Genomic DNA, 20,552 nt, shown 5'->3' on the forward strand with positions numbered 1-20,552 from the left:
CCGACCGGCCCGACCTTGTTCCTCTCGGGCATGAAAGGAGCCAACTCCCATGTTGGTCGTCGGTATCGATGTGCACAAGAAGTCCCACACGGCTGTCGCTGTAGACGGTGTCGGCAAGAAGGTCGGCGAGGTCGTCGTTCCGGCGACGGATGCCGGTCACCGGCAGCTGCTCGGCTGGGCGCGCCGACGATTCGGGCAGGTTCCGGATCGGTGGGCGATCGAGGACTGCCGCCACCTGACCGGACGCCTCGAGCATGCATTGCTCAGTGCGGGACAGTCCGTGGTCCGGGTGCCTCCGAAACTGATGGCGGGTGCGCGGCGTTCGGTCAGATCCCCGGGAAAGTCCGACCCGATCGACGCGCTGTCGGTCGCGCGGGCAGCGTTGGCCGAGTCCGATCTGCCCGAAGCGCAGCTGGATGAGCCGACCCGAGAGCTGAAGCTGTTGATTGAGCGCCGCGAGCAGCTCGTGGGCGAACGGACGCGGGAAGTGAATCGGATCCGCTGGCACCTGCATGCCCTGGATCCCGCGCAAGACCCCGCGTCTTCCGCTTTCAACACCGCCGCCATGCGTTCCCGGCTGCACCACTGGCTAGACGCACGGCAGGGCATCGACGCGGATCTGGCTCGCATGGTCCTGGATCACATCGACCAGCTCTGCGACCTGATCCGTGAACTCACCGGCCGGATCGAACGACTCACTGTCGAGCAGGCTCCATCGGAACTGCTCGCGCTGCCCGGTTGCGGAACGCTGACGGCGGGGAAGATCCTCGCCGAGACCGCTGGCGCCAGCCGATTCCGGTCCGAAGCCTGCTTCGCGATGAACGCCGGAGTCGCACCCATACCCGTCTGGTCCGGCAACACCGCAGGGCGAGTGCGCCTGAACCGCGGCGGCAACCGACAACTCAATGCCGCGTTGCACCGCATCGCAATCACCCAGGTCCGTCTCGGCGGTCTGGGACGCGCTTACTACGACCATCGCCGCTCGAACGGCGACACCAGCACAGAGGCCTACCGGGCACTGAAACGGCGCCTAGCCCGCATCGTCTTCAACATCCTCATCCACCACGAACAAGCGCAAGCGACTTGCATTCCACAAGCCGCTTGACATAGGAGATAACCATGGCATCCGAGCGTGTGACCGTGACCGTGCAGGATCCCGACGGCGAGCGCGACGTCTCGCTCTCGAGCCCGAACAAGATCGTCTGGCCCGTCGAGGGTGAGGATGGCATCACCAAGGCCGAGTATGCGGAGTACGTGCAGCAGGTGGCCGCGCCGTTCCTGGCATCCAATGGGCATCGGCCGGTGTCGCTGGAGCGCTTCCGCGACGGCATCGCCGCGTCGCCGGGAAAGCGCGCCGAGGGCTTCTTCTCGAAGAACCCGCCCAAGGGAACCCCCGACTTCGTGGATGCTGTCACCGTCACCTACAACAGTGGCCGCAGCCATCCGCAGATCGTGCTGAACCGGCCGAGCGCCATCGTCTGGGCGGTGCAGATGAACACCATCGTGTTCCACCCCTGGGCGTCGCTGGAGTCGGACACCGACAACCCGGTCGAGCTGCGCATCGACCTCGACCCCCAGCCGGGCACCGACATCGCCGACGCCGTCGTCGCCGCGCACGCGCTGCGCGAGGTGCTCGCCGAGGCGGGTCTCGAAGCGTTCATCAAGACCAGCGGCAACCGCGGCCTGCACGTGTTCTGCCCGATCGTGCCCGAGTGGGAGTTCCTCGTCGTCCGTCACGCGGTGATCGCGGCAGGGCGCGAGCTGGAGCGTCGGATGCCCGAAGCCGTCACCATGAGCTGGTGGAAGGAGGAGCGCGGCGAGCGCATCTTCGTCGACTTCAACCAGGCCAATCGCGACCGCACCATGGCGGGCGCGTACAGCCCGCGGGCGATCCCTGGTGCACCGGTGTCGACGCCGATCCACTGGGACGAGCTCGACGACCTCGACCCGACGAGATTCACGATCCGCAGCATCCCCGGCCGGCTCGCCGAGATCGGCGACCCGTGGGCCGAGATGCAGCAGACGCCGGGCCGCATCGACACGCTGCTGGAATGGTGGGACCGCGACGTCGAGAACGGGCTCGGCGAGCTGTCGTTTCCGCCGGAGTTCCCGAAGATGCCCGGTGAGCCGCCGCGGGTGCAGCCGAGCAAGAAGGTCGCCGCGAACTGGGAGGACGAGGATGACTGAGCGCACCGGGGTCGTGGATCGCCTGGCCGTGGGGCTGCTGCGCACCCGGTGGCTGGTGCGGCTGCCGATCGCGGTCTATCGGGCGGGTTTCGGGTGGATCTTCGGCAAGCGGCTGGTGATGATCGAGCATCGTGGCCGCGTCTCTCACGAGCCGCGTTACGTCGTGGTCGAGGTGGCTGAGCGTGCGCACAATCTGATCCGGGTGCCCTCGGGCTTCGGCCCGCGCGCGCAGTGGTACCGCAATCTCAAGGCGAACGGCGTCGCCTACCTCAGCACGGGTCGCGCCCGACGCGTGCCGGCGAAAGTGCGGCTGTTGGATGCTGAGGAGTCGGCGGCCCTGCTGAAGCGCTATGCCGCGGAGCATCCCGAGGCGTGGAAGCACCTGGGAGCGGCGATGGACTACGCCGCCGGTGGCGAGGCAGACATCCCGATCGTCGAGTTCACCCCGCCGGACCCGCGGGATGCCCCGGCTCACTCCAGCACGTCGGCGAGGTCGTAGCCGGGCACCGTGTCGAGCTGATCGTAGGTGCACGAGCGCGCGTCACGGTCGGGGCGCCAGCGCTCGAACTGCACGGTGTGCCGGAACCGCGCGCCCTCCAGCTGGTCGTAGCGCACCTCCAGCACCCGCTCGGGGCGCAGCCGCACGAACGAGACGTCCTTGGCGCCGGTGAAGCGCGAGCGCTCGCCCTCACCGGTGACGACGTCGCCGGAGGCGTCGCGTTCGACCAGCGGCTCCAGTTCGTCGACCAGCTGCTGCCGCATCGCGTTCGACCAGGCGGCGACCCCGCCGACCTGCCGCAGCACCCCGTCGTCACCGTACAGGCCCACCAGCAGCGATCCCACGCCCGAGCCGCTCTTGTGCACCCGATAGCCGAGTGCGACGACATCCGCGCTGCGCGCGTGCTTGACCTTGATCAGCGCGCGCTTTCCCGGTGCATACGGGTCATCGAGGGGTTTCGCGACGATCCCGTCGAGACCCGCGCCCTCGAACTCGGCCAGCCAGCGGCGGGCGAGCTCGGGGTCGTCGGTGGTTCGCGTGAGGTGCAGGGGAGAGCGCGCGTTCGCCAGCATCCGCTCGAGTCGCGCTCGCCGCTCACGGAACGGGAGGGGCTGCAGGTCTTCGTCGCCATCGGCCAGCAGGTCGAAGGCGATGAACATCGCCGGCGTCTCCACGGCCAGCTTCGCGACTCGGGAAGCGGCGGGGTGGATGCGCTGACTGAGTGCCTCCCAGTCCAGGCGCTGCGCGCCGTCGGGGCCGGTGGCGACGACGATCTCGCCGTCGAGCAGGCACGGCCCGGGCAGGATGCCGGCGAGCTGTTCCACGAGCTCGGGGAAGTACCGGGTCAGCGGCTTCGCGCCGCGCGAGCCGATCTCCACAGTCTCGCCATCCCAGGCGATCAGTCCGCGGAATCCATCCCACTTGGGCTCGTACAGCATCGGCTTCGTCGCCGGATCGGGCACGCTCGATGCGGCCTTCGCGAGCATGGGCGCCGGGATGTCGTACCTGCTCATGCGAACAGCTCCTCGAGAGATGCGGGCGCGTCGGCGTCGTGGAGAGCGGTGCGGGCGGCATGCCAGCCCGCCATGCCGCTCACGCCCGGGCCGGGTGGGGTGGATGCTGACGCGAGATAGACCCCGGGCATCGGCGTGCGCCACGGGGTGGGGGAGAGCACCGGGCGGCGGAACGCCTGCCGGATCGTGAACGCGCCGCCGAACACGTCGCCGCCGATCTCACTGGGGTTCAGCATCTCGCGGGCGGACGCCGGCACCGCACGGCTGGCGAGCACACGGTCGCGGAACCCGGGGGCGTAGCGCTCGATCTGGCGGGTGACGAGCTCGGTGGCGTCGAGCTGGGATCCGGCGGGCACATGGATGTATGACCACAGCACCGCCTGTCCGGCGGGGGCCCGCGTGTCGTCGAGCACCGACGGCTGCACCGCCAGCACGTACGGCCGGTCGCTGACCGTGCCTCGGGCCACGGCGTTCTCGCTCTCGAGCACCTCTGCGCGCGTGCCGGCGACGTGCACGGTCGGCGCCCGGCCGACCAGCTCGTTCGCCCACGGCACAGGGCCGTCGAGCGCGAAGTCCACCTTCGCCGCCGCGGGGCCGTAGCGATAGGCGCGCAGCGCCCGGGAATACCGCGAGGGGATGCCGGGATGCGTGAGCGCCAGGCGCGGCGAGCCAGCCAGCATCAGCAGGTCTCCCTGGGTGGGGTCGCCCCAGTCGAGGGTCGCCAGGTCGCGCACGTGCTCGCCTGTTCGCACACCACCGCCGTGCGCCTCGAGATCGGCGACCAGGGTGTCGGCGATGCGCTGGGCGCCGCCCCGCGGATATCCCCATCCCGCGGCATGACCGTGCGCGGCGAGCAGCAGCCCGGCCGCGGCGCCGCTCAGTGAGGGGAGCGGGGCATTCGCGTGTGCCAGGACGCCGCTCAGCAGCGCGGCACCGGCCTCGGTGCGCAGAACGCTCCGCGCCAGCGGTGTGCCCTGCTCCAGCATCCGCAATCCGAACCGCACGGCGGTGACCGGATCGGACGGCACGCGCAGCAGCGCGTCGCCGGTGAAGTCGACGAGACCGTCGATGCGTCGCACCAGCGGCCGCAGCAGGGCGCGCCAGGCGCGGCCGTCGGCACCGAGGGCATCCGCCGTGCGCTCGATATCGTGCCAGGCGACGGCGGCGCGTCCGTCGTAGAGGGGGTGCGCGTATGAGATCTCGGGCACGATCCAGTCGATTCGATCGCGGATGCCGAAGGCGCGCAGGAACGGAGAGGCCAGAGCTGCCGGGTGCACGGCCGAGCAGACGTCCCAGACGAACCCGGGCAGCGTCGCCTGCTCGGTGCGCACGCCGCCGCCGACCGATTCGGCGGACTCGAGCACCTCGACGGCGTAGCCCGCACGGGCCAGGGCGACCGCCGCGGCGAGCCCGTTCGGACCGCTGCCGATCACTGTCGCGCGTGCCATCCCCTCAGTGTGTCACGAGGGGCGCCGTCGCGGCACGAGCGGTGTCGGCACGGCCCCGCGGGTGAGAGAATCGAGGTGATGAACGAAGTCCAGGGCCCGACCCCCGCAGGAACCTCCCGTCCGTACCGATCCCTCGCCGAGGCGCTGCGCGCGCACCGCATCCCGGAGGAGAACCACGACTTCATCGTCGCGGTCACCGCCGCCGTCGGCACCACCGCCTACATCGACCGCGGCCGCTACATCGAGGCGCTGCGCCGCGACGGCGCGGCGCTGCACATCGGCCGCACCTACACGAACGGCTTCACCGAAGACGAGCAGGTGCTCGTCGGCGGACGCGCACTGCCCCTGCTGCCCAGCGAGGGACGCGCCCCGTACTTCTACGTGAACCACCCCAGTACGCTGCCCGGTGCGCCCGCACGCCCGAAGCGGACGACGGCCGCACGGGCATCCGCCCCCGCTGCTCCGCGCACCCCCAAGGCGACGCCCCGCGAGGAGCGCGACTACGGCGTGTGCGACGTCTGCTTCATGGTCAAGAACGCCGCAGGGAAGTGCGGCTGCGACGACTGATCCCTCGGCCTCCTCCACCCATTGCTGCGCGCTGCGCGGAGCCTCTGGCTGTGGGGCCCTCCACGACGTGAGCCCGCAAGGGAGATCGAGGTTCCCCGCCGCCCGCTCAGGACAGCTCGGCCTGCACCCGGCGTGAGATCTCGGCGATCGGCATCGAACGGGGGAACACCGCGACCACGACGTCGTCGGATGCCGCATCCGCAGCATCCGGAAGGACACCGTACCGGCGGCGTACCTCGTCGAGCGCCGCGCGCAGCGTCGTCACCGGCACATCCTGCCCACGCAGCAGCTGACGCAGGACGTGATTGTGCACCGCCGTCACCAGCGCCGAGAAGCCGACAGCGTCGATCGGGGCCAGGCCGGGCAGCGCACCGCGCAGGTACTCATCGAAGAGCCGCTCGTAGCGGAACACCGTGATGATCTCGCGCTCGCGCAGCACCGGCACCTGCCGCACGACCTCGTAACGCCTCCGCGCCAGCTCGGGGTCACGCACGAAATGGTCGAAGACCCGCTCGGACGCCTCGCACACCGCAGCCCACGGATCGTCGTGCGGCCGCTCGAGGAACAGCCGCACATCGTCCAGCATCTGCTCGTGGTCGGTGAAGACGACGTCCTCCTTGCCGCCGAACTGACGGAAGAACGTCGAACGCGAGACCCCGGCGGCCTTCGCGATCTGCTCGACGGAGGTCGCCTCGAACCCCTGCGTGGCGAACAGCTCGAGTGCCGCGGCCACGACGCCGGTGCGGAGCTGGGTCGGTTGCTGCATAACGCAGAGCCTAGACCCGGCGTGCTTTCGATGTCGCGGGCGGTAGTAGGCTTGGACACCGGGTCGAATGATATCGACACCCGACACATTTGTCGCGTCCCAACCGCCGCAACCAGCGAAGGACTGCAGAGTGGATCTCTACGAGTACCAGGCACGAGACCTTTTCGAATCGTACGGAGTGCCGGTGCTTGCCGGCATCGTCGCGGATACGCCGGAGGAGGTGAAGGCGGCAGCCGAGAAGATCGGCGGCGTGGTCGTCGTTAAGGCCCAGGTCAAGACCGGTGGTCGAGGCAAGGCCGGCGGTGTGAAGGTCGCGAAGACCCCCGACGAGGCGTACGAGGCGGCCAAGGCGATCCTCGGACTCGACATCAAGGGGCACATCGTCAAGCGCGTCATGGTCGCGCAGGGCGCCGCCATCGCCGAGGAGTTCTACTTCTCGGTGCTCCTCGACCGCGCCAACCGCTCGTACCTGTCGCTGTGCAGCGTCGAGGGCGGCATGGAGATCGAGCAGCTCGCCGTCGAGAAGCCCGAAGCGCTCGCCCGCATCGAGGTCGACCCGCTCGTGGGCATCAACAAGACCAAGGCGATCGAGATCGCCAAGGCCGCCGGGTTCCCCGACGACCTCGTCTCGAAGGTCTCCGACGTGTTCGTCAAGCTCTACGACGTCTACAAGGGCGAGGACGCGACCCTGGTCGAGGTCAACCCGCTGGTGCGCACCGAGTCCGGTGACATCATCGCCCTCGACGGCAAGGTCTCGCTCGACGAGAACGGCTCCGAGGTGCGTCACCCCGAGCATGAGGCGCTCGAGGACAAGGCCGCCGCCGACCCGCTCGAGGCGAAGGCCAAGGCCGCCGGCCTCAACTACGTCAAGCTCGACGGTCAGGTCGGCATCATCGGCAACGGCGCGGGCCTGGTCATGTCGACCCTCGACGTCGTCGCGTACGCCGGCGAGAACCACGGCGACGTCAAGCCGGCCAACTTCCTCGACATCGGCGGCGGCGCCAACGCGCAGGTCATGGCCGCCGGCCTCGACGTCATCCTGGGCGATGAGCAGGTCAAGAGCGTGTTCGTCAACGTGTTCGGCGGCATCACCTCGTGCGTGGCCGTCGCCGAGGGCATCGTCAAGGCGCTCGAGATCCTGGGCGACGCGGCCACCAAGCCGCTCGTGGTGCGCCTGGACGGCAACCAGGTCGAAGAGGGCCGTGCGATCCTCGCCGAGGCGAACCACCCGCTGGTGACGCTCGCCGCAGGTATGGACGAGGGCGCCGACAAGGCCGCTGAGCTGGCGAACGCCTGAGACTTAAGGAACGAGAGAAATGTCGATCTACCTCAACAAAGACTCCAAGGTCATCGTCCAGGGCATCACCGGCGGTGAGGGCACCAAGCACACGGCTCTGATGCTGAAGGCCGGCACCAACATCGTCGGCGGTGTGAACGCCCGCAAGGCCGGCACCGTGGTCACCCACGACAAGCCGCACGAGGGCGAGGTCGAGCTGCCCGTCTTCGCGTCGGTCGCCGAGGCGATGCAGAAGACCGGCGCCGACGTGTCGGTGGCCTTCGTGCCGCCGAAGTTCGCCAAGGACGCGATGATCGAGGCCATCGACGCCGAGATCCCGCTGCTGGTCGTCATCACCGAGGGCATCCCGGTCGGCGACAGCGCCGAGGCGTGGGCGTACGCGAAGTCGAAGGGCAACAAGACCCGCATCATCGGTCCGAACTGCCCCGGCATCATCACCCCCGGCGAGGCACTGGCCGGCATCACCCCGGCGAACATCACCGGCAGCGGTCCCATCGGCCTGGTGTCGAAGTCGGGCACGCTCACCTACCAGATGATGTTCGAGCTGAAGGACATCGGCTTCTCGACCGCCATCGGCATCGGCGGCGACCCGGTGATCGGCACCACGCACATCGACGCGCTCGCCGCGTTCGAGGCCGACCCCGACACCAAGGCGATCGTCATGATCGGTGAGATCGGCGGCGACGCCGAAGAGCGTGCTGCCGAGTACATCAAGGCCAACGTCACCAAGCCGGTCGTCGGCTACGTGGCCGGCTTCACCGCCCCCGAGGGCAAGACGATGGGCCACGCCGGCGCCATCGTCTCGGGCTCGGCCGGTACCGCGCAGGCCAAGAAGGAGGCCCTCGAGGCCGCCGGCGTCAAGGTGGGCAAGACCCCCTCCGAGACCGCTGAGCTGATGCGCTCTATTGTCGAAGCGCTCTGAGTTAGACTGAACGACGGAGGCCCCGAGCTCCACCTCGGGGCCTTCGTCATTTACGCGCGCTCATGCACAGCATCCGACGCCCGCGCAAGAATTCAGGATGATTTCACGTCCGCAGGATGCTGGCGGCCGGAACATCCTGTCGAGTTGCATTCGTCCTGCGGAATTCCACAGCCGGGGTCGCGCGCCGCGTATTGCCCGCGAAGGCCGACCTGCTGAACCTGTGGACGACGCCGATCGGCAGCGCAGTGTTCGCCGTGCCGCCCGGCTGCCGTGAGGGCGGGTACATCGGCGAGACGCTGCTGGAGGGATAACCCCCTCGAGCACGAAGGACGACTCCGCTTCTGCAGGATGCTCGTGGCGAGATCATCCTGTAGAAGTGGAATCGTCCTTCAGAGTTGAACCGGACTGCGGCTAGATCGTCGCGCCGAAGAGCATCTCGATAGGCCCGCGGGCGAAGAAGATGAGGAAGCCCGCACCGACGACCCACAGCAGCGGGCTGATCTGCTTGGCGCGACCCGAGAACGCGTGGACCAGCACCCAGCTCACGAAGCCGGCCCCGATGCCGTTCGCGATCGAGTAGGTCAGCGGCATGACCGTCACGGTCAGGAACACCGGCAGAAGCACCCGGAAGTCCGCGAAGTCGATGTGGCGGATCTGCGCCATCATCATGGCACCCACGATGATCAGGGCCGCCGCGGCGATCTCCGTCGGCACGATCGACGTCAGCGGCGTGAGGAACATCGCCACCAGGAACATGCCGCCGGTGATCAGGTTCGCGAAGCCCGTGCGGGCTCCCTCGCCGATGCCGGCGCCCGACTCGATGAACACCGTGCTCGACGACGACGAGGTCGCACCACCGGCGATCGCGCCGACGCCCTCGACGATCAGCGCCGACTTGATGCGCGGGAAGTCGCCCTTCTCATCGGCCAGGTCGGCCTCCTTCGCCAGACCCGTCATGGTGCCCATCGCATCGAAGAAGTTCGTGAACAGCAGCGTGAAGACGATCATCACCAGGGCCACCGAGCTGACCTTGCCCAGGTCGAAGGTGAAATCGACGGCGCCGACCAGGCTGAGGTCGGGGATGCTGACGGGCGAGCCCTGCAGTGCCGGGACGGTCAGTCCCCAGCCGCCGGGATTGGTGACGTTGCCCTCGGCGTCGAATGTGCGGGGCCCGATCTTCCAGATCGCCTCGACGACGACGGCGAGCACCGTGCCCGCGACGAGACCGATGAGCATGCCGCCCTTCACCCGCAGGGCGACGAGGATGCCGGTGACGATCAGCGTGATCACGAACAACAGCGTCGGAACGGTGGCGACCGAGCCGTTCACACCCAGACCGACCGGCGGCGACGACGTGCCGGTGGCGGTGACGAAGCCCGAGTTGACGAAGCCGATGAAGGCGATGAACAGGCCGATTCCGACGGTGATCGCGATCTTGAGCTGGAACGGCACGGCGTCGAAGATCGCCTTCCGCAGCCCGGTGGCAGCCAGCAGCACGATCAGCGCGCCGTTGATCATGACCAGGGCCATCGCCTCGGGCCAGGTGACCTGCCCGACGACGCTGAATGCGACGAACGCGTTGATGCCCAGCCCCGCGGCGAAGCCGAACGGCAGGCGGCTGATCAGGCCGAACAGGATCGTCATCACACCGGCGGTCAATGCCGTTGCCGCGCCGACCGCGTTGAAGCCGAGCACATCGCCGGCGACATCGGGCTTGCCGGCGAGGATGATCGGGTTGAGGATGACGATGTACGCCATCGTCACGAAGGTGACGAGACCGCCGCGGATCTCCGCGCCGAAGCTGGACCCCCGCTTCGTGATCTCGAAGTACCGGTCGAGCCGTCCGGTCGGTTTGCGCTCGGTGTCGGGGCGGGCAGGGGCAGTTGTCATCGGGAAACCTCCGCACAGAATCTATCGCGTCCTGTCACTCGCGCGTGCCCAGCGCGAAGGCCCCAGCGCACGTCGTAGGCTCGTGGAGTCATGCAACGTGTCACCGTCGTCCTCCTCGCCGCCCTGGACGCAGCCATTGCGGCCGCCGTGGGGCTCACGATCGTGCTCGCGCCCTTCACCCTGCTGTGGGTGCTCGCCTTCGGGGCAGACGCGGAATGGGGTGCGCTGTGGCCGGTCAGCGGCACGCTCTGGCAGTTCGGTCACGGGGTGCCGCTCGAGGTGGTGCTGCCCGATGCGCTGATGTCGGCGCTGGCATTGCCGAAGGAGGCTGCGCAGTTCGCGCTCTCGGTGCCCCCGCTGGCGATCCTCGTGTTCACCCTGCTGTTCGCCGCGCGATCCGGCCGGCGGGCGGCCGTCGCCGGCACGTGGTCGGGAGGCGTGGCATCCGGGGCCGTCACGTTCGCCCTGATCGGCGTGCTGGTGGCACTCACCGCATCGTCGGCGGTCCTGCGTGCGCCGCTCTGGGCGGCCATCGTCGTGCCGGCCTCGGTGTACACCGCCGGTCTGCTCCTCGGCGCCCTGACGCACGCCTGGGGTGAGGGCGATTCCGGCGTGATCGATCGCCTGCACGACCTCGTCGACGAATGGGGTGACTGGGCATCCGTTCCCGCCGAGACGATCCGCGGCGCCGCAGCCGCGATGGTCGCACTGGCCGGCGCATCGGCGGTCGGGATCGCCGTCATGACGATGCTGCGCGGGGGAGAGGTGATCGCGCTCTTCGAAGCTGCACACGTCGACGCGCTGGGCGCCACCATGCTCACCCTGGCGCACCTCGCCTACCTGCCCACGCTGCTGGTGTGGGCCGCGAGCTGGCTCGCCGGACCTGGGTTCGCGCTCGGCGTCGGCACCGCCGTCTCTCCCGCGGGCACCGAGCTGGGCCCGGTGCCCGGCATCCCCGTGCTGGGACTGATCCCCGAACACTCCTCGATCTGGATGCTGGTGAGCGTGCTCGTGCCCATCGCCTGCGGCGCCCTGGCCGGGTGGATGGTGCGTTCCCGCCTCGCGTGGGAGGGGTCGGCCGATGCGTTCGCGCCTCGCGTCGCGATCGCGGGCGGCATCGCGGCGCTCTCCGCGGGGGCGGCGGCGCTCGCCGCCCTGCTGGCATCAGGGTCCATCGGTCCTGGGCGTCTGACCGAGATCGGACCGAGTGTCGGCGGGTTCGCGCTCGCGATCGGCCTGGAGGTGCTGATCGGAGCGGCTATCCTGCTGCTCGCGCCGCGCCATCCCGATGAGCTGGCCGAGGAGCGCACCGACCGCTGGCGCACGGAGATGGCGCAGTGGGAGGGCTCGTCCACCTCGGGCTGACGCCCAGTGACGCAGCGGATCACCCGCGCAGCAGGGGCAGCACCTCGGAACCGAGGTAGTCCAGATGCTCGAGATCGCGCAGATCGAGCAGCTGGAAGTGCACCCGCGCCACGCCGAGCGCCCGCAGGCGCTCGACCCTCGCCGCGATCTGCTGCGCCGATCCCACGAGGTTCGCCTCGTCATCGATGTCGGCCGACGAGCGGCCGACGGCCTCGACGCGTCGAGCGATATCAGCATCCGAGCCGCCGGCGAACGTCGTCATCGCCACCGAGAACTTCATGCTCGCGGGGTCTCTATCGATCGCCTCGCAGGCGGCGCTGACGACCGCGATGCGGTCGGCGACGACGCGTTCCGGCTGGAACCCGATGTTGAACTCCGTCGCGTACCGGGCGGCGATCGCCGGGGTGCGCCGGGGGCCGCTGCCCCCGACGATCACCGGGACGCGATCCTGCACGGGCTTGGGAAGGGCGGGGGATTCGGTCAGGGCGTAGTGCTCGCCCTGGAACGAGAACGACCCGCCCACCGGCGTCTGCCACAGGCCCGTGATGATCGCCAGCTGCTCCTCGAGGAGGCCGAACCGCCGGGTCGGGAACGGGATGCCGTAGGCCCGGTGCTCCTCCTCGAACCAGCCCGTGCCGAGACCGAACTCGACGCGTCCCGACGACATGGCATCGACCTGTGCGACCTGGATGGCCAGCACTGCCGGCACACGGTGCGTCGCCGACGAGACCAGGGTGCCCAGACGGATGCTCTTGGTCTCGCGGGCGAGCCCGGCCAGCGTCGTCCACGCATCGGTCGGCCCGGGCAGCGGGTCGCCGCCGCCCATGCGCATGTAGTGGTCGGAACGGAAGAAGGCATCGAACCCGTGGCGCTCGGCCGACAGCGCGAAGGCGAGCTGATCGTCGTAGCTGAAGCCCTGCTGCGGTTCGGTGAAGACGGTGAACTCCATCCATCCAGTCTGTCGTGTGCGCTTCCGCGGCGCACGCATCGGACGGCGCCGGTGGGCGGCTGCGTCACCCGCCCGGAAGGGCGCCGCCACGCCGGTAGACTGACCGGGTGCTGACGCTCGCGGTTCTCATCTCCGGTACCGGCTCGAATCTCCGAGCCCTGCTCGAGGCCGCCGCCCACCCCGACTTCCCTGCCCGCGTGGTGGCGGTCGGGGCTGACCGCGAAGCAGATGGCCTCGCTCACGCCGAGGAGTTCGGCATCCCCTCGTTCACCGTGCCGTATGCGGCCTTCCCCACCCGCGAGGCATGGGGTGACGAGCTCGCGGCGCAGCTCGACGTGTGGCAGCCCGACCTGATCGTGCTCAGCGGCCTGATGCGGCTGCTGCCCGCGGCCGTCGTGGCGCGCTACGCGCCCCACATCATCAACACGCACCCCGCGTACCTGCCGGAGTTCCCGGGTGCGCATGGCGTGAGGGATGCCCTCGCCGCGAGCGTCTCGCAGACCGGGGCCAGCGTGATCGTGGTCGACGACGGCGTCGACAGCGGACCGATCCTCGCCCAGGAGCGCATCCCCGTGCTGCCGGGCGACACCGAGGCGACCCTGCACGAGCGCATCAAGCCCGTGGAGCGCCGACTGCTCATCGATGTGGTGCAGCGCATCGCCAGAGGCGAGCTCGAGCTCGCTCCCTGAATCCGCACCCCTGAACCATCCGCCCGCACGACCCCGCCCGAACGAAGGAGCAACCCTCATGGCCGGCCCCCGTCTCGACCCCACGCTGTACCGCGACCGCGATCTGGTGCCGATCCGACGCGCACTGGTCTCGGTCAGCGACAAGTCCGGTCTGCTCGAGCTGGCGGCGGCCCTGGTGGCGTCCGGCGTCGAGATCGTCTCGACGGGCTCGACCGCGCAGACCATCCGCGACGCGGGACACGACGTCACCGACGTCGCCGCCGTCACCGGCGTCGCCGAGATGCTCGATGGACGCGTCAAGACGCTGCACCCGAAGGTGCATGGCGGGCTGCTCGCCGACCTGCGCCTGGAAGACCACGAGCGGCAGCTCGCAGAGCTCGAGATCGAGCCGTTCGAGCTCGTCGTGGTGAACCTGTACCCGTTCGTCGAGACCGCAGCCTCGGGCGCGGAGCCCGACGCGATCGTCGAGCAGATCGACATCGGCGGCCCCGCCATGGTGCGCGCCGCGGCCAAGAACCACGCCAACGTCGCCATCGTCGTCTCACCCGAGTCGTATCCGGCGATCATCGAGTCGGTCGAGGCGGGCGGCACCAGCCTCGTGCAGCGCCGCGAGCTCGCCGCGCGCGCGTTCGCGCACACCGCGAACTACGACTCGGCAGTGGCGCAGTGGTTCGCCGAGGGCACGCTGGCCGAGCCCGGCGACCTGCCCGCACACCTCACGGTCAAGGCCGAGCGCCTGGCGACGCTGCGCTACGGCGAGAACTCGCACCAGCGCGGCGCGATCTACACCCGCGCCGGCGGGCACGGCATCGCCCAGGCCACGCAGCTGCAGGGCAAGGAGATGTCGTACAACAACTACGTCGATGCGGATGCCGCCCTGCGCGCCGCCTATGACATGGTGCTTCCGGCCGTGGCGATCATCAAGCACGCCAACCCGTGTGGTATCGCCACCACCGCCCCCAACGCACTCGACCCGATCGCCAGCGCCCACCTGCGTGCGCACGAGTGCGACCCGGTGTCGGCGTACGGCGGCGTGATCGCCGCCAACGGCACGGTCACGCTCAAGATGGCCGAGAACCTGAAGGACATCTTCACCGAGGTCATCGTCGCGCCCGACTTCGAGCCGGCTGCGCTGGAGGTGTTCAAGGCGAAGAAGAACCTGCGTCTGCTGCAGCTGCCCTCGGACTGGCAGCAGGAGCGCATGGACATCCGCCTCGTCTCCGGCGGCCTGCTGCTGCAGGACGCCGACCGGTTCCCGGACGACATCTTCTCGGTCGCCAAGGGGTGGGAGCTCGTCTCGGGCGAGCGCCCGGACGACGCCGAGATGGAGAACCTCATCTTCGCGTGGAAGGCGTGCCGCGCCGTGAAGTCGAACGCGATCGTGCTCGCCAAGGGCAACGCCACGGTGGGCGTCGGCATGGGGCAGGTCAACCGCGTCGACTCATGCCGCCTCGCGGTGGAGCGCGCCGGCGATCGCGCGGCGGGTTCGGTCGCAGCATCCGACGCGTTCTTCCCGTTCGCCGACGGCCCGCAGGTGCTGATCGACGCCGGCATCAAGGCGATCGTGCAGCCCGGCGGCTCGGTGCGCGATGAAGAGGTCGTGGATGCTGCCCGCAAGGCCGGCGTGACGATGTTCTTCACCGGCGAGCGCCACTTCTTCCACTAGTCAGATCGTGGCCGAGCTCAGCAGGATGCTGGTCTCGCTGTCGCGGATGCCGTCGATCCCACGGATGATGCTGAGGGTCTCGTCGAACGACGCCAGGCTGTCGCAGCTGATGTCGGCGACGAGATCCCAGCGCCCGTTGGTGGTGTGCAGGGTGGCGATCTGAGGGACACCGCGCAGACTGCGGATCACGTCGCGGGTGTTGCGCCCCTCGACGGCGATGAGCATGATCGCGCGCACCACCGAGGTTTCGGCGGGGTCGTGCACGCGCACTGAGAACCCCACGATCACCCCGCTCTCGACGAGTCGCTTCAGGCGGCTGTCGACCGTCGCGCGAGTGACTCCGAGTCGCCTCGCGAGGTTCACGACCGACTCGCGGCTGTTGGCACGCAGCAGCGACAGCAGGCGGCGATCGAGATCATCCAGAGAGCTCATGTGACAGAACTTACAGTGAGTCTCAGCAGAATGTGTGATCTTTAGCGCAAATGATCCATGTTGCTGATTGAAAGTGCAAGCGCACCTTTCCTAGATTGGGACTCTCAGACTGAAAGGGTGGGCGATGGTCCGTTTTGTCGATGTTCCGAACATGCGCCGCTGGCTGGTCAGCACCGGGATCGAGCGCGCGATCGAGGGGATCGCCGACGCATTGGTCGAAGATTTCCTTCGCTGGGAGCAGTTCGACAAGACCGCCCGCGTCGCCAGTCACTCCGAGATCGGCGTGATCGAGCTGATGCCCGCCAGTGACGGCCGCCAGTACGGCTTCAAGTACGTCAACGGTCACCCCGGCAACCCCGCCCGCGGGATGCAGACCGTCACCGCGTTCGGCGTGCTCGCCGATGTCGACAGCGGCTACCCGACGCTGTGGACCGAGATGACCATCCTCACCGCGCTGCGCACCGCCGCCACCTCGGCGATGGTGGCGCGCGCGCTCGCCCCCGCGGATGCCACGACGATGGCGATGATCGGCACGGGCAGCCAGGCCGAGTTCCAGGCGCTGGCCTTCCGCGCGCTGCTGGGCATCGAGCGCCTGCGGGTGTGGGACACCGACCCGAACGCGCTCGACGTCTTCGAGGCGAACATGCGTCCGCTCGGCTTCGACATCGTCCGCGCGGACAGCGCGGCCGAGGCGGTCGCCGGCGCGCAGATCATCACCACCTGCACAGCCGACAAGGCCAACGCCACGGTGCTCACCGACGACATGGTCGTGCCCGGAGTGCACATCAACGCGATCGGCGGCGACTGCCCCGGCAAGACCGAGCTCGACGCGCGCATCCTGCACCGCGGCGAGACCTTCGTCGAGTACCCGCCGCAGACGCGGATCGAGGGCGAGATCCAGCAGCTCGACCCCCAGCATCCCGTCACCGAGCTGTGGCGCGTGCTGAACGGCGAGGCCACCGGACGCACCTCCGCCGAGCAGATCACCATCTTCGACTCGGTCGGCTTCGCGATCGAGGACTTCTCGGCACTGCGCTACCTCGCCGCCGCGATCGACGGCACCGACTTCTTCACCGAGGTCGACATCATCGCCGAGCCAGACGACCCGAAGAACCTGTTCGCCCTCGTCGCCGAGGGCGCCGCGGCGCCGAGCCTGGCGTGAGAGCGGCGTCCGCGCAGGCGCCGGGCGCCGTGGTGCTGATCAGACCGCACCACTTCCGCCCGAACCCGCAGACCGCGGCCGACAACAACTTCCAGCGTCCCGCCGACCACGACGTCTCGCGCGAGGCCTACGACGCGTGCACGCGGGTCGCCGAGACCCTCGCCGAGGCGGGCGTGCGCGTGCACGTCTTCGACGACGAGGGCGATACCCATCCCGACAGCGTCTTCCCCAACAACTGGTTCTCGACGCACGCCGGGGGCCGCGTCGCGGTGTATCCGATGTACGCGCCGAACCGGCGCGGCGAGCGCCGCGCCGACATCATCGAGATGCTCAAGGCCGAGTACCGCGTGCAGGAGGTCATCGACTACTCGGGGCTCGAGCCCGACGACCTGTTCCTCGAGGGCACCGGCGCGATGGTGCTCGACCACGTCTCGCGGATCGCCTATGCGGTGCGCTCGAAGCGGTGCGATCCGGTGCTCGTCGAACGCTTCTGCACGGTGTTCGGGTACGAACCTGTCGTCTTCGACGCCGTCGATCCCGATGGCGTGCCGATCTACCACACCAACGTCATGATGTGCATCGGCACCGACATCGCGCTGATCGGCCTGGACGCGATCGTCGGCGACGCGCGTCGCGAAGAGATCGCCCGGCGCATCCGCGAGACCGGACGCACGCTCATCCCGCTGACGGCGCAGCAGGTCGCGTCGTTCGCCGGCAACGCCCTCGAGGTGCGCGGGCACGGCGGGGAGCGCCTGCTCGTGATCTCCGAGACCGCGCACCGCAGTCTGACCGATGAACAGCTCGACATCCTGTCGGCATCGTGCCGCGTGCTGGCGGTCGATGTCGCGCCGATCGAGCTGGCGGGCGGATCGGTGCGGTGCATGCTCGCGGGCATCCACCTCGACGCGCGCTGACGCCCCACTGTCGTGTCCGATTTCCGCCAGCCGTACCCTTCTGTGCGTGTCACCATGGAGGCATGAGCTTCCCGACGATGACCTTCGACGAGCGGTACCGCGCCATCAGCGCGCGCGACACCCGCTTCGACGGCCAGTTCGTCACGGCGGTGCGCTCCACCGGGATCTACTGCCGGCCGAGCTGCCCCGCCCGCACCCCGAAGACCGCGAACGTCACGTTCTATCCGACCAGCGCGGCAGCCCACGAGGCCGGCTACCGGGCGTGCAAGCGGTGCCTGCCCGAGGCGACGCCCGGGTCACCCGCGTGGAATCTGCGCGGGGGCGCCGCAGCGCGCGCCATGCGTCTGATCGCCGCCGGGGTCGTGGAGCAGGAGGGCGTTCCCGGTCTCGCCCGCAGGCTGGGTTACTCGCCGCGGCATCTCACCCGGCTGCTCACCGCCGAGCTCGGCGCGGGCCCGCTCGCCCTCGCCAGGGCGCACCGTGCGCACACCGCCCGCATGCTGCTGGTGGGCACCGACATGGCGATCTCGGAGGTCGCGTTCTCGGCGGGCTTCGCCAGCATCCGGCAGTGCAACGACACGATCCGCGAGGTCTTCGCGATGACGCCGGGGCAGCTGCGCGCGACGCGTCGCCCGCACCACGCCGAGTCGGATGCCGATGCGCAGGGCGCCATCGACCTGCTGCTCCCACATCGTGCGCCGATGGATGCCAGTGGTGTCTTCGCCTGGATGGCCGCGCGCACCTTGCCGGGCGTCGAGACCGCCACCGAGAACTCGTTCGCCCGGCGTCTGCGGATGCCCGGCGGCCCCGCACACCTCGAGATCCGGCAGGATGCCGCCGGTCGCCTGCGGCTGCGCGCACGCGTCACCCGGCTCGGCGATCTGTCGCCGCTGGTGGCGACCGCGAGACGGCTGTTCGACCTCGACGCCGACCCGGAGGGGGTGGATGCCATCCTCTCCGCACATGCAGAACTCGCGCCGCTCGTCGCGGCAGTCCCCGGCATCCGCGTTCCCGGTGCGGCCGACCCGCACGAGATGCTGATCCGCGCCATGGTCGGGCAGCAGATCACCGTCGCCGCGGCGCGCACCGCGCTGACGGCACTCGCCGAGCAGCTGGGGGAGCGCACCGCCGATGGCGGGCTGCTCTTCCCGACCATGGCCGCGATCGCCGAGCACGGCGCCGAGGTGCTGCGCGGCCCCGCCGCGCGCATCCGCGCGATCACCGGAGCGGCAGCGGCGCTCGCCGACGGGTCACTGATCCTCACCGTCGGCGACGATGCGGCCGAGCAGCGAGAACGGCTGCTGGCCCTGCCGGGCATCGGACCGTGGACGGCCGATTACGTGCGGATGCGAGTGATCGGCGACCCGGACGTCTTCCTGCCCGGCGACGTCGCGATGCGCGCGGGAGCTGCGGCATCCGGCCTGCCGGGAGACGCGAAGGCGCTCACCGCGTGGGCCGAGCGCCTCGCCCCGTGGCGCAGCTACCTCACCGCTCACCTCTGGCGCGCAGCACCAGTGCGGGCGCCGCGAACACCACGCGCCAAGACCCTGACGAAGGAGTCTCAATGACCGCCCTCATCCAGACCATCGACACCCCGGATGGCGCGCTGACGATCCTCACCGACGCGCAGCAGCGCGTGCTCGCCTCCGGGTGGAGCGCCGATCAGGCCGAGATCGTCGCGCGCGTGCATCCGACCCTGCGTCCGGAGCAGATCGCGGAGGGCGAATCGGATGCTGCGGGCGCCGCCCGCGCGTACTACGGCGGCGAACTGTCGGCGATCGACGGCGTCGCCGTCCACCAGCACGGCACCGAGCTTCAGCGGGCCGGCTGGGCGGCACTGCGCCGGATCACCCCGGGGAGCCCGCTGACCTACAGCGAGTTCGCGATCGAACTCGGCAGTCCGCAGGCCGTGCGGGCGGCAGCATCCATCTGCGCGCGCAATGCGCCCGCGCTGTTCGTGCCCTGCCACCGCGTGCTGCGGTCGGACGGATCCCTCGGCGGCTTCGCCTGGGGCCTCGACGTCAAGCAGAGCCTCCTCGACCGCGAGGCCGGTCTCGCCGGCTGACCTTCCGGTCAGACAGCAGGCGCCTCGTCGTCGATGTCGGTGATGAAGGCGACGGCCGCGTAGACGAGCTTCGAGAAGTCGACGACCTCATCGCGGATGGCGGTGTTGTCGACCACGTAGGCCAGTGACACCGGGAAGTCCTTCATCCCCGCGTGCGGCGTCTCGCCGGCGACGCGGGCAGTGAAGACGATCCCGAACACGCGCAGGTCGACCGTGCCGTCGTCGGCGACGCGGATCAGCTGCGGGTCCGCGGCCTGCGGGTCGACTCCCAGCTCCTGCAGGGCGGTCAGGGTCGTGCGGTAGGAGATCGCCTCGTCGAGCACGGCGAAGAAGTAGTCGGGGCGGTCGGGACCGGGGGCCTGTCGCAGCAGCCGCGCCTCGGCGGGCAGCTGCGGGGGGAGGTCGGCCGGGCCGACGTCTATGGCTTCGATGCGCAGACGCGAACTCATGTCAGTCAGCGTACGCGCCGGGAATGACACTTGCGTCGCACACGTTCGCAGGAATAGGCTCAAAGGCTGTCGCGCCGACCGGGCGACGAAGCCGAGCCTGAGGAGGACACCATGGCCACGACGAATGTCAAGACGCTCATCGCCCTCGGCTCGCGCGCGGTTCGACCGCGCGACTGATCGCGGTCCGCGACCGGTTCGCGTCGCACCGCCCAGATCGGATGCTCGCAGCATCCGCCCTCGACAGGATGCCCCCGGCATCCGCCCCGACTTCG

20 protein-coding genes are annotated in these 20,552 nt (G+C 69.6%); 13 read left to right on the top strand and 7 right to left on the bottom strand.

Annotated elements, in window-relative coordinates; translation table 11 throughout:
- The first annotated feature begins 49 nt into the window (after window positions 1-49).
- The 3 genes from WDU99_RS01990 to WDU99_RS02000 are packed head-to-tail and all read left to right on the top strand — an operon-like array spanning window position 50 to window position 2,686.
- Window positions 50-1,105: an IS110 family RNA-guided transposase gene (locus WDU99_RS01990; protein WP_337330765.1), complete on the top strand. Its 1,056-nt coding sequence runs from the start codon at window positions 50-52 to the stop codon at window positions 1,103-1,105.
- A 14-nt stretch (window positions 1,106-1,119) separates the two neighbouring features.
- The gene (locus WDU99_RS01995; protein WP_337330766.1) at window positions 1,120-2,187 is read left to right on the top strand and encodes a DNA polymerase domain-containing protein; all 1,068 of its coding nucleotides are present in this window, start codon (window positions 1,120-1,122) and stop codon (window positions 2,185-2,187) included.
- Window positions 2,180-2,686, top strand: a complete 507-nt coding sequence (locus tag WDU99_RS02000; protein WP_337330767.1) for a nitroreductase family deazaflavin-dependent oxidoreductase — start codon at window positions 2,180-2,182, stop codon at window positions 2,684-2,686. Before WDU99_RS01995 ends, WDU99_RS02000 begins: the two co-directional genes overlap by 8 nt.
- Here the strand turns inward: WDU99_RS02000 and WDU99_RS02005 are convergent.
- Both WDU99_RS02005 and WDU99_RS02010 read right to left on the bottom strand, forming a co-directional pair.
- Window positions 2,659-3,699, bottom strand: coding sequence for an ATP-dependent DNA ligase (locus WDU99_RS02005; RefSeq protein ID WP_337330768.1), 1,041 nt, complete (start codon window positions 3,697-3,699; stop codon window positions 2,659-2,661). The genes WDU99_RS02000 and WDU99_RS02005 overlap by 28 nt on opposite strands.
- The gene (locus tag WDU99_RS02010) at window positions 3,696-5,147 is read right to left on the bottom strand and encodes a phytoene desaturase family protein (protein WP_337330769.1); all 1,452 of its coding nucleotides are present in this window, start codon (window positions 5,145-5,147) and stop codon (window positions 3,696-3,698) included. The genes WDU99_RS02005 and WDU99_RS02010 overlap by 4 nt, the downstream gene beginning before the upstream one ends.
- A gap of 78 nt (window positions 5,148-5,225) precedes the next feature.
- Between WDU99_RS02010 and WDU99_RS02015 the strand changes: the two genes are divergently transcribed.
- On the top strand, window positions 5,226-5,714 hold the full coding sequence (locus tag WDU99_RS02015) for a hypothetical protein (RefSeq protein WP_337330770.1): 489 nt from the start codon (window positions 5,226-5,228) through the stop codon (window positions 5,712-5,714).
- A 106-nt stretch (window positions 5,715-5,820) separates the two neighbouring features.
- Here the strand turns inward: WDU99_RS02015 and WDU99_RS02020 are convergent, their stop codons facing one another.
- Complete coding sequence (locus tag WDU99_RS02020; RefSeq protein ID WP_337330771.1) at window positions 5,821-6,480, bottom strand: TetR/AcrR family transcriptional regulator; 660 nt, start codon at window positions 6,478-6,480, stop codon at window positions 5,821-5,823.
- A gap of 130 nt (window positions 6,481-6,610) precedes the next feature.
- On the opposite strand from WDU99_RS02020, the gene sucC reads away from it, so the two are divergent.
- The gene (gene sucC / locus WDU99_RS02025) at window positions 6,611-7,777 is read left to right on the top strand and encodes an ADP-forming succinate--CoA ligase subunit beta (RefSeq protein WP_337330772.1); all 1,167 of its coding nucleotides are present in this window, start codon (window positions 6,611-6,613) and stop codon (window positions 7,775-7,777) included.
- Window positions 7,778-7,796: 19 nt separating this feature from the next.
- The gene (sucD, locus tag WDU99_RS02030; protein WP_337330773.1) at window positions 7,797-8,699 is read left to right on the top strand and encodes a succinate--CoA ligase subunit alpha; all 903 of its coding nucleotides are present in this window, start codon (window positions 7,797-7,799) and stop codon (window positions 8,697-8,699) included.
- Between the two features lie 411 nt (window positions 8,700-9,110).
- Here sucD and WDU99_RS02035 read toward each other — a convergent pair whose 3' ends face one another.
- Complete coding sequence (locus WDU99_RS02035) at window positions 9,111-10,589, bottom strand: NCS2 family permease (protein WP_337330774.1); 1,479 nt, start codon at window positions 10,587-10,589, stop codon at window positions 9,111-9,113.
- A 90-nt stretch (window positions 10,590-10,679) separates the two neighbouring features.
- Here WDU99_RS02035 and WDU99_RS02040 point away from each other — a divergent pair, with 90 nt between their 5' ends.
- A complete protein-coding gene (locus WDU99_RS02040) occupies window positions 10,680-11,954 on the top strand; it encodes a cell division protein PerM (RefSeq protein ID WP_337330775.1) in 1,275 nt (424 codons plus the stop codon).
- Window positions 11,955-11,973: 19 nt separating this feature from the next.
- Here WDU99_RS02040 and WDU99_RS02045 read toward each other — a convergent pair whose 3' ends face one another.
- Window positions 11,974-12,903, bottom strand: coding sequence for an LLM class F420-dependent oxidoreductase (locus WDU99_RS02045; protein WP_337330776.1), 930 nt, complete (start codon window positions 12,901-12,903; stop codon window positions 11,974-11,976).
- Between the two features lie 107 nt (window positions 12,904-13,010).
- Here WDU99_RS02045 and purN point away from each other — a divergent pair, with 107 nt between their 5' ends.
- Together purN and purH are read left to right on the top strand one after the other, a co-directional pair.
- Complete coding sequence (gene purN / locus WDU99_RS02050) at window positions 13,011-13,592, top strand: phosphoribosylglycinamide formyltransferase (protein ID WP_337330777.1); 582 nt, start codon at window positions 13,011-13,013, stop codon at window positions 13,590-13,592.
- Between the two features lie 58 nt (window positions 13,593-13,650).
- On the top strand, window positions 13,651-15,258 hold the full coding sequence (purH, locus tag WDU99_RS02055; RefSeq protein ID WP_337330778.1) for a bifunctional phosphoribosylaminoimidazolecarboxamide formyltransferase/IMP cyclohydrolase: 1,608 nt from the start codon (window positions 13,651-13,653) through the stop codon (window positions 15,256-15,258).
- On the opposite strand, the gene WDU99_RS02060 is transcribed toward purH, so the two are convergent.
- On the bottom strand, window positions 15,259-15,690 hold the full coding sequence (locus WDU99_RS02060) for an Lrp/AsnC family transcriptional regulator (protein WP_337330779.1): 432 nt from the start codon (window positions 15,688-15,690) through the stop codon (window positions 15,259-15,261).
- A gap of 124 nt (window positions 15,691-15,814) precedes the next feature.
- Between WDU99_RS02060 and WDU99_RS02065 the strand changes: the two genes are divergently transcribed.
- From WDU99_RS02065 to WDU99_RS02080, 4 genes are all read left to right on the top strand, one after another.
- Window positions 15,815-16,852, top strand: a complete 1,038-nt coding sequence (locus WDU99_RS02065) for an ornithine cyclodeaminase (RefSeq protein WP_337330780.1) — start codon at window positions 15,815-15,817, stop codon at window positions 16,850-16,852.
- On the top strand, window positions 16,849-17,766 hold the full coding sequence (gene ctlX, locus WDU99_RS02070) for a citrulline utilization hydrolase CtlX (RefSeq protein ID WP_337330781.1): 918 nt from the start codon (window positions 16,849-16,851) through the stop codon (window positions 17,764-17,766). Before WDU99_RS02065 ends, ctlX begins: the two co-directional genes overlap by 4 nt.
- Window positions 17,767-17,828: 62 nt before the next feature.
- Window positions 17,829-19,334, top strand: a complete 1,506-nt coding sequence (locus WDU99_RS02075) for a DNA-3-methyladenine glycosylase 2 family protein (protein WP_337330782.1) — start codon at window positions 17,829-17,831, stop codon at window positions 19,332-19,334.
- Window positions 19,331-19,831 (top strand): methylated-DNA--[protein]-cysteine S-methyltransferase, encoded by a 501-nt coding sequence (locus WDU99_RS02080; protein WP_337330783.1) that lies wholly within the window; start codon window positions 19,331-19,333, stop codon window positions 19,829-19,831. The genes WDU99_RS02075 and WDU99_RS02080 overlap by 4 nt, the downstream gene beginning before the upstream one ends.
- Window positions 19,832-19,839: 8 nt before the next feature.
- Here the strand turns inward: WDU99_RS02080 and WDU99_RS02085 are convergent, their stop codons facing one another.
- Window positions 19,840-20,280 carry a hypothetical protein gene (locus WDU99_RS02085; protein WP_337330784.1) on the bottom strand — a complete coding sequence of 147 codons (441 nt, stop codon included), beginning with the start codon at window positions 20,278-20,280 and terminating at the stop codon, window positions 19,840-19,842.
- Window positions 20,281-20,552 lie beyond the last annotated feature (272 nt).

The sequence above is a fragment of the Microbacterium bandirmense genome (assembly GCF_037204185.1).
Taxonomy (GTDB): Bacteria; Actinomycetota; Actinomycetes; order Actinomycetales; family Microbacteriaceae; genus Microbacterium; species Microbacterium bandirmense.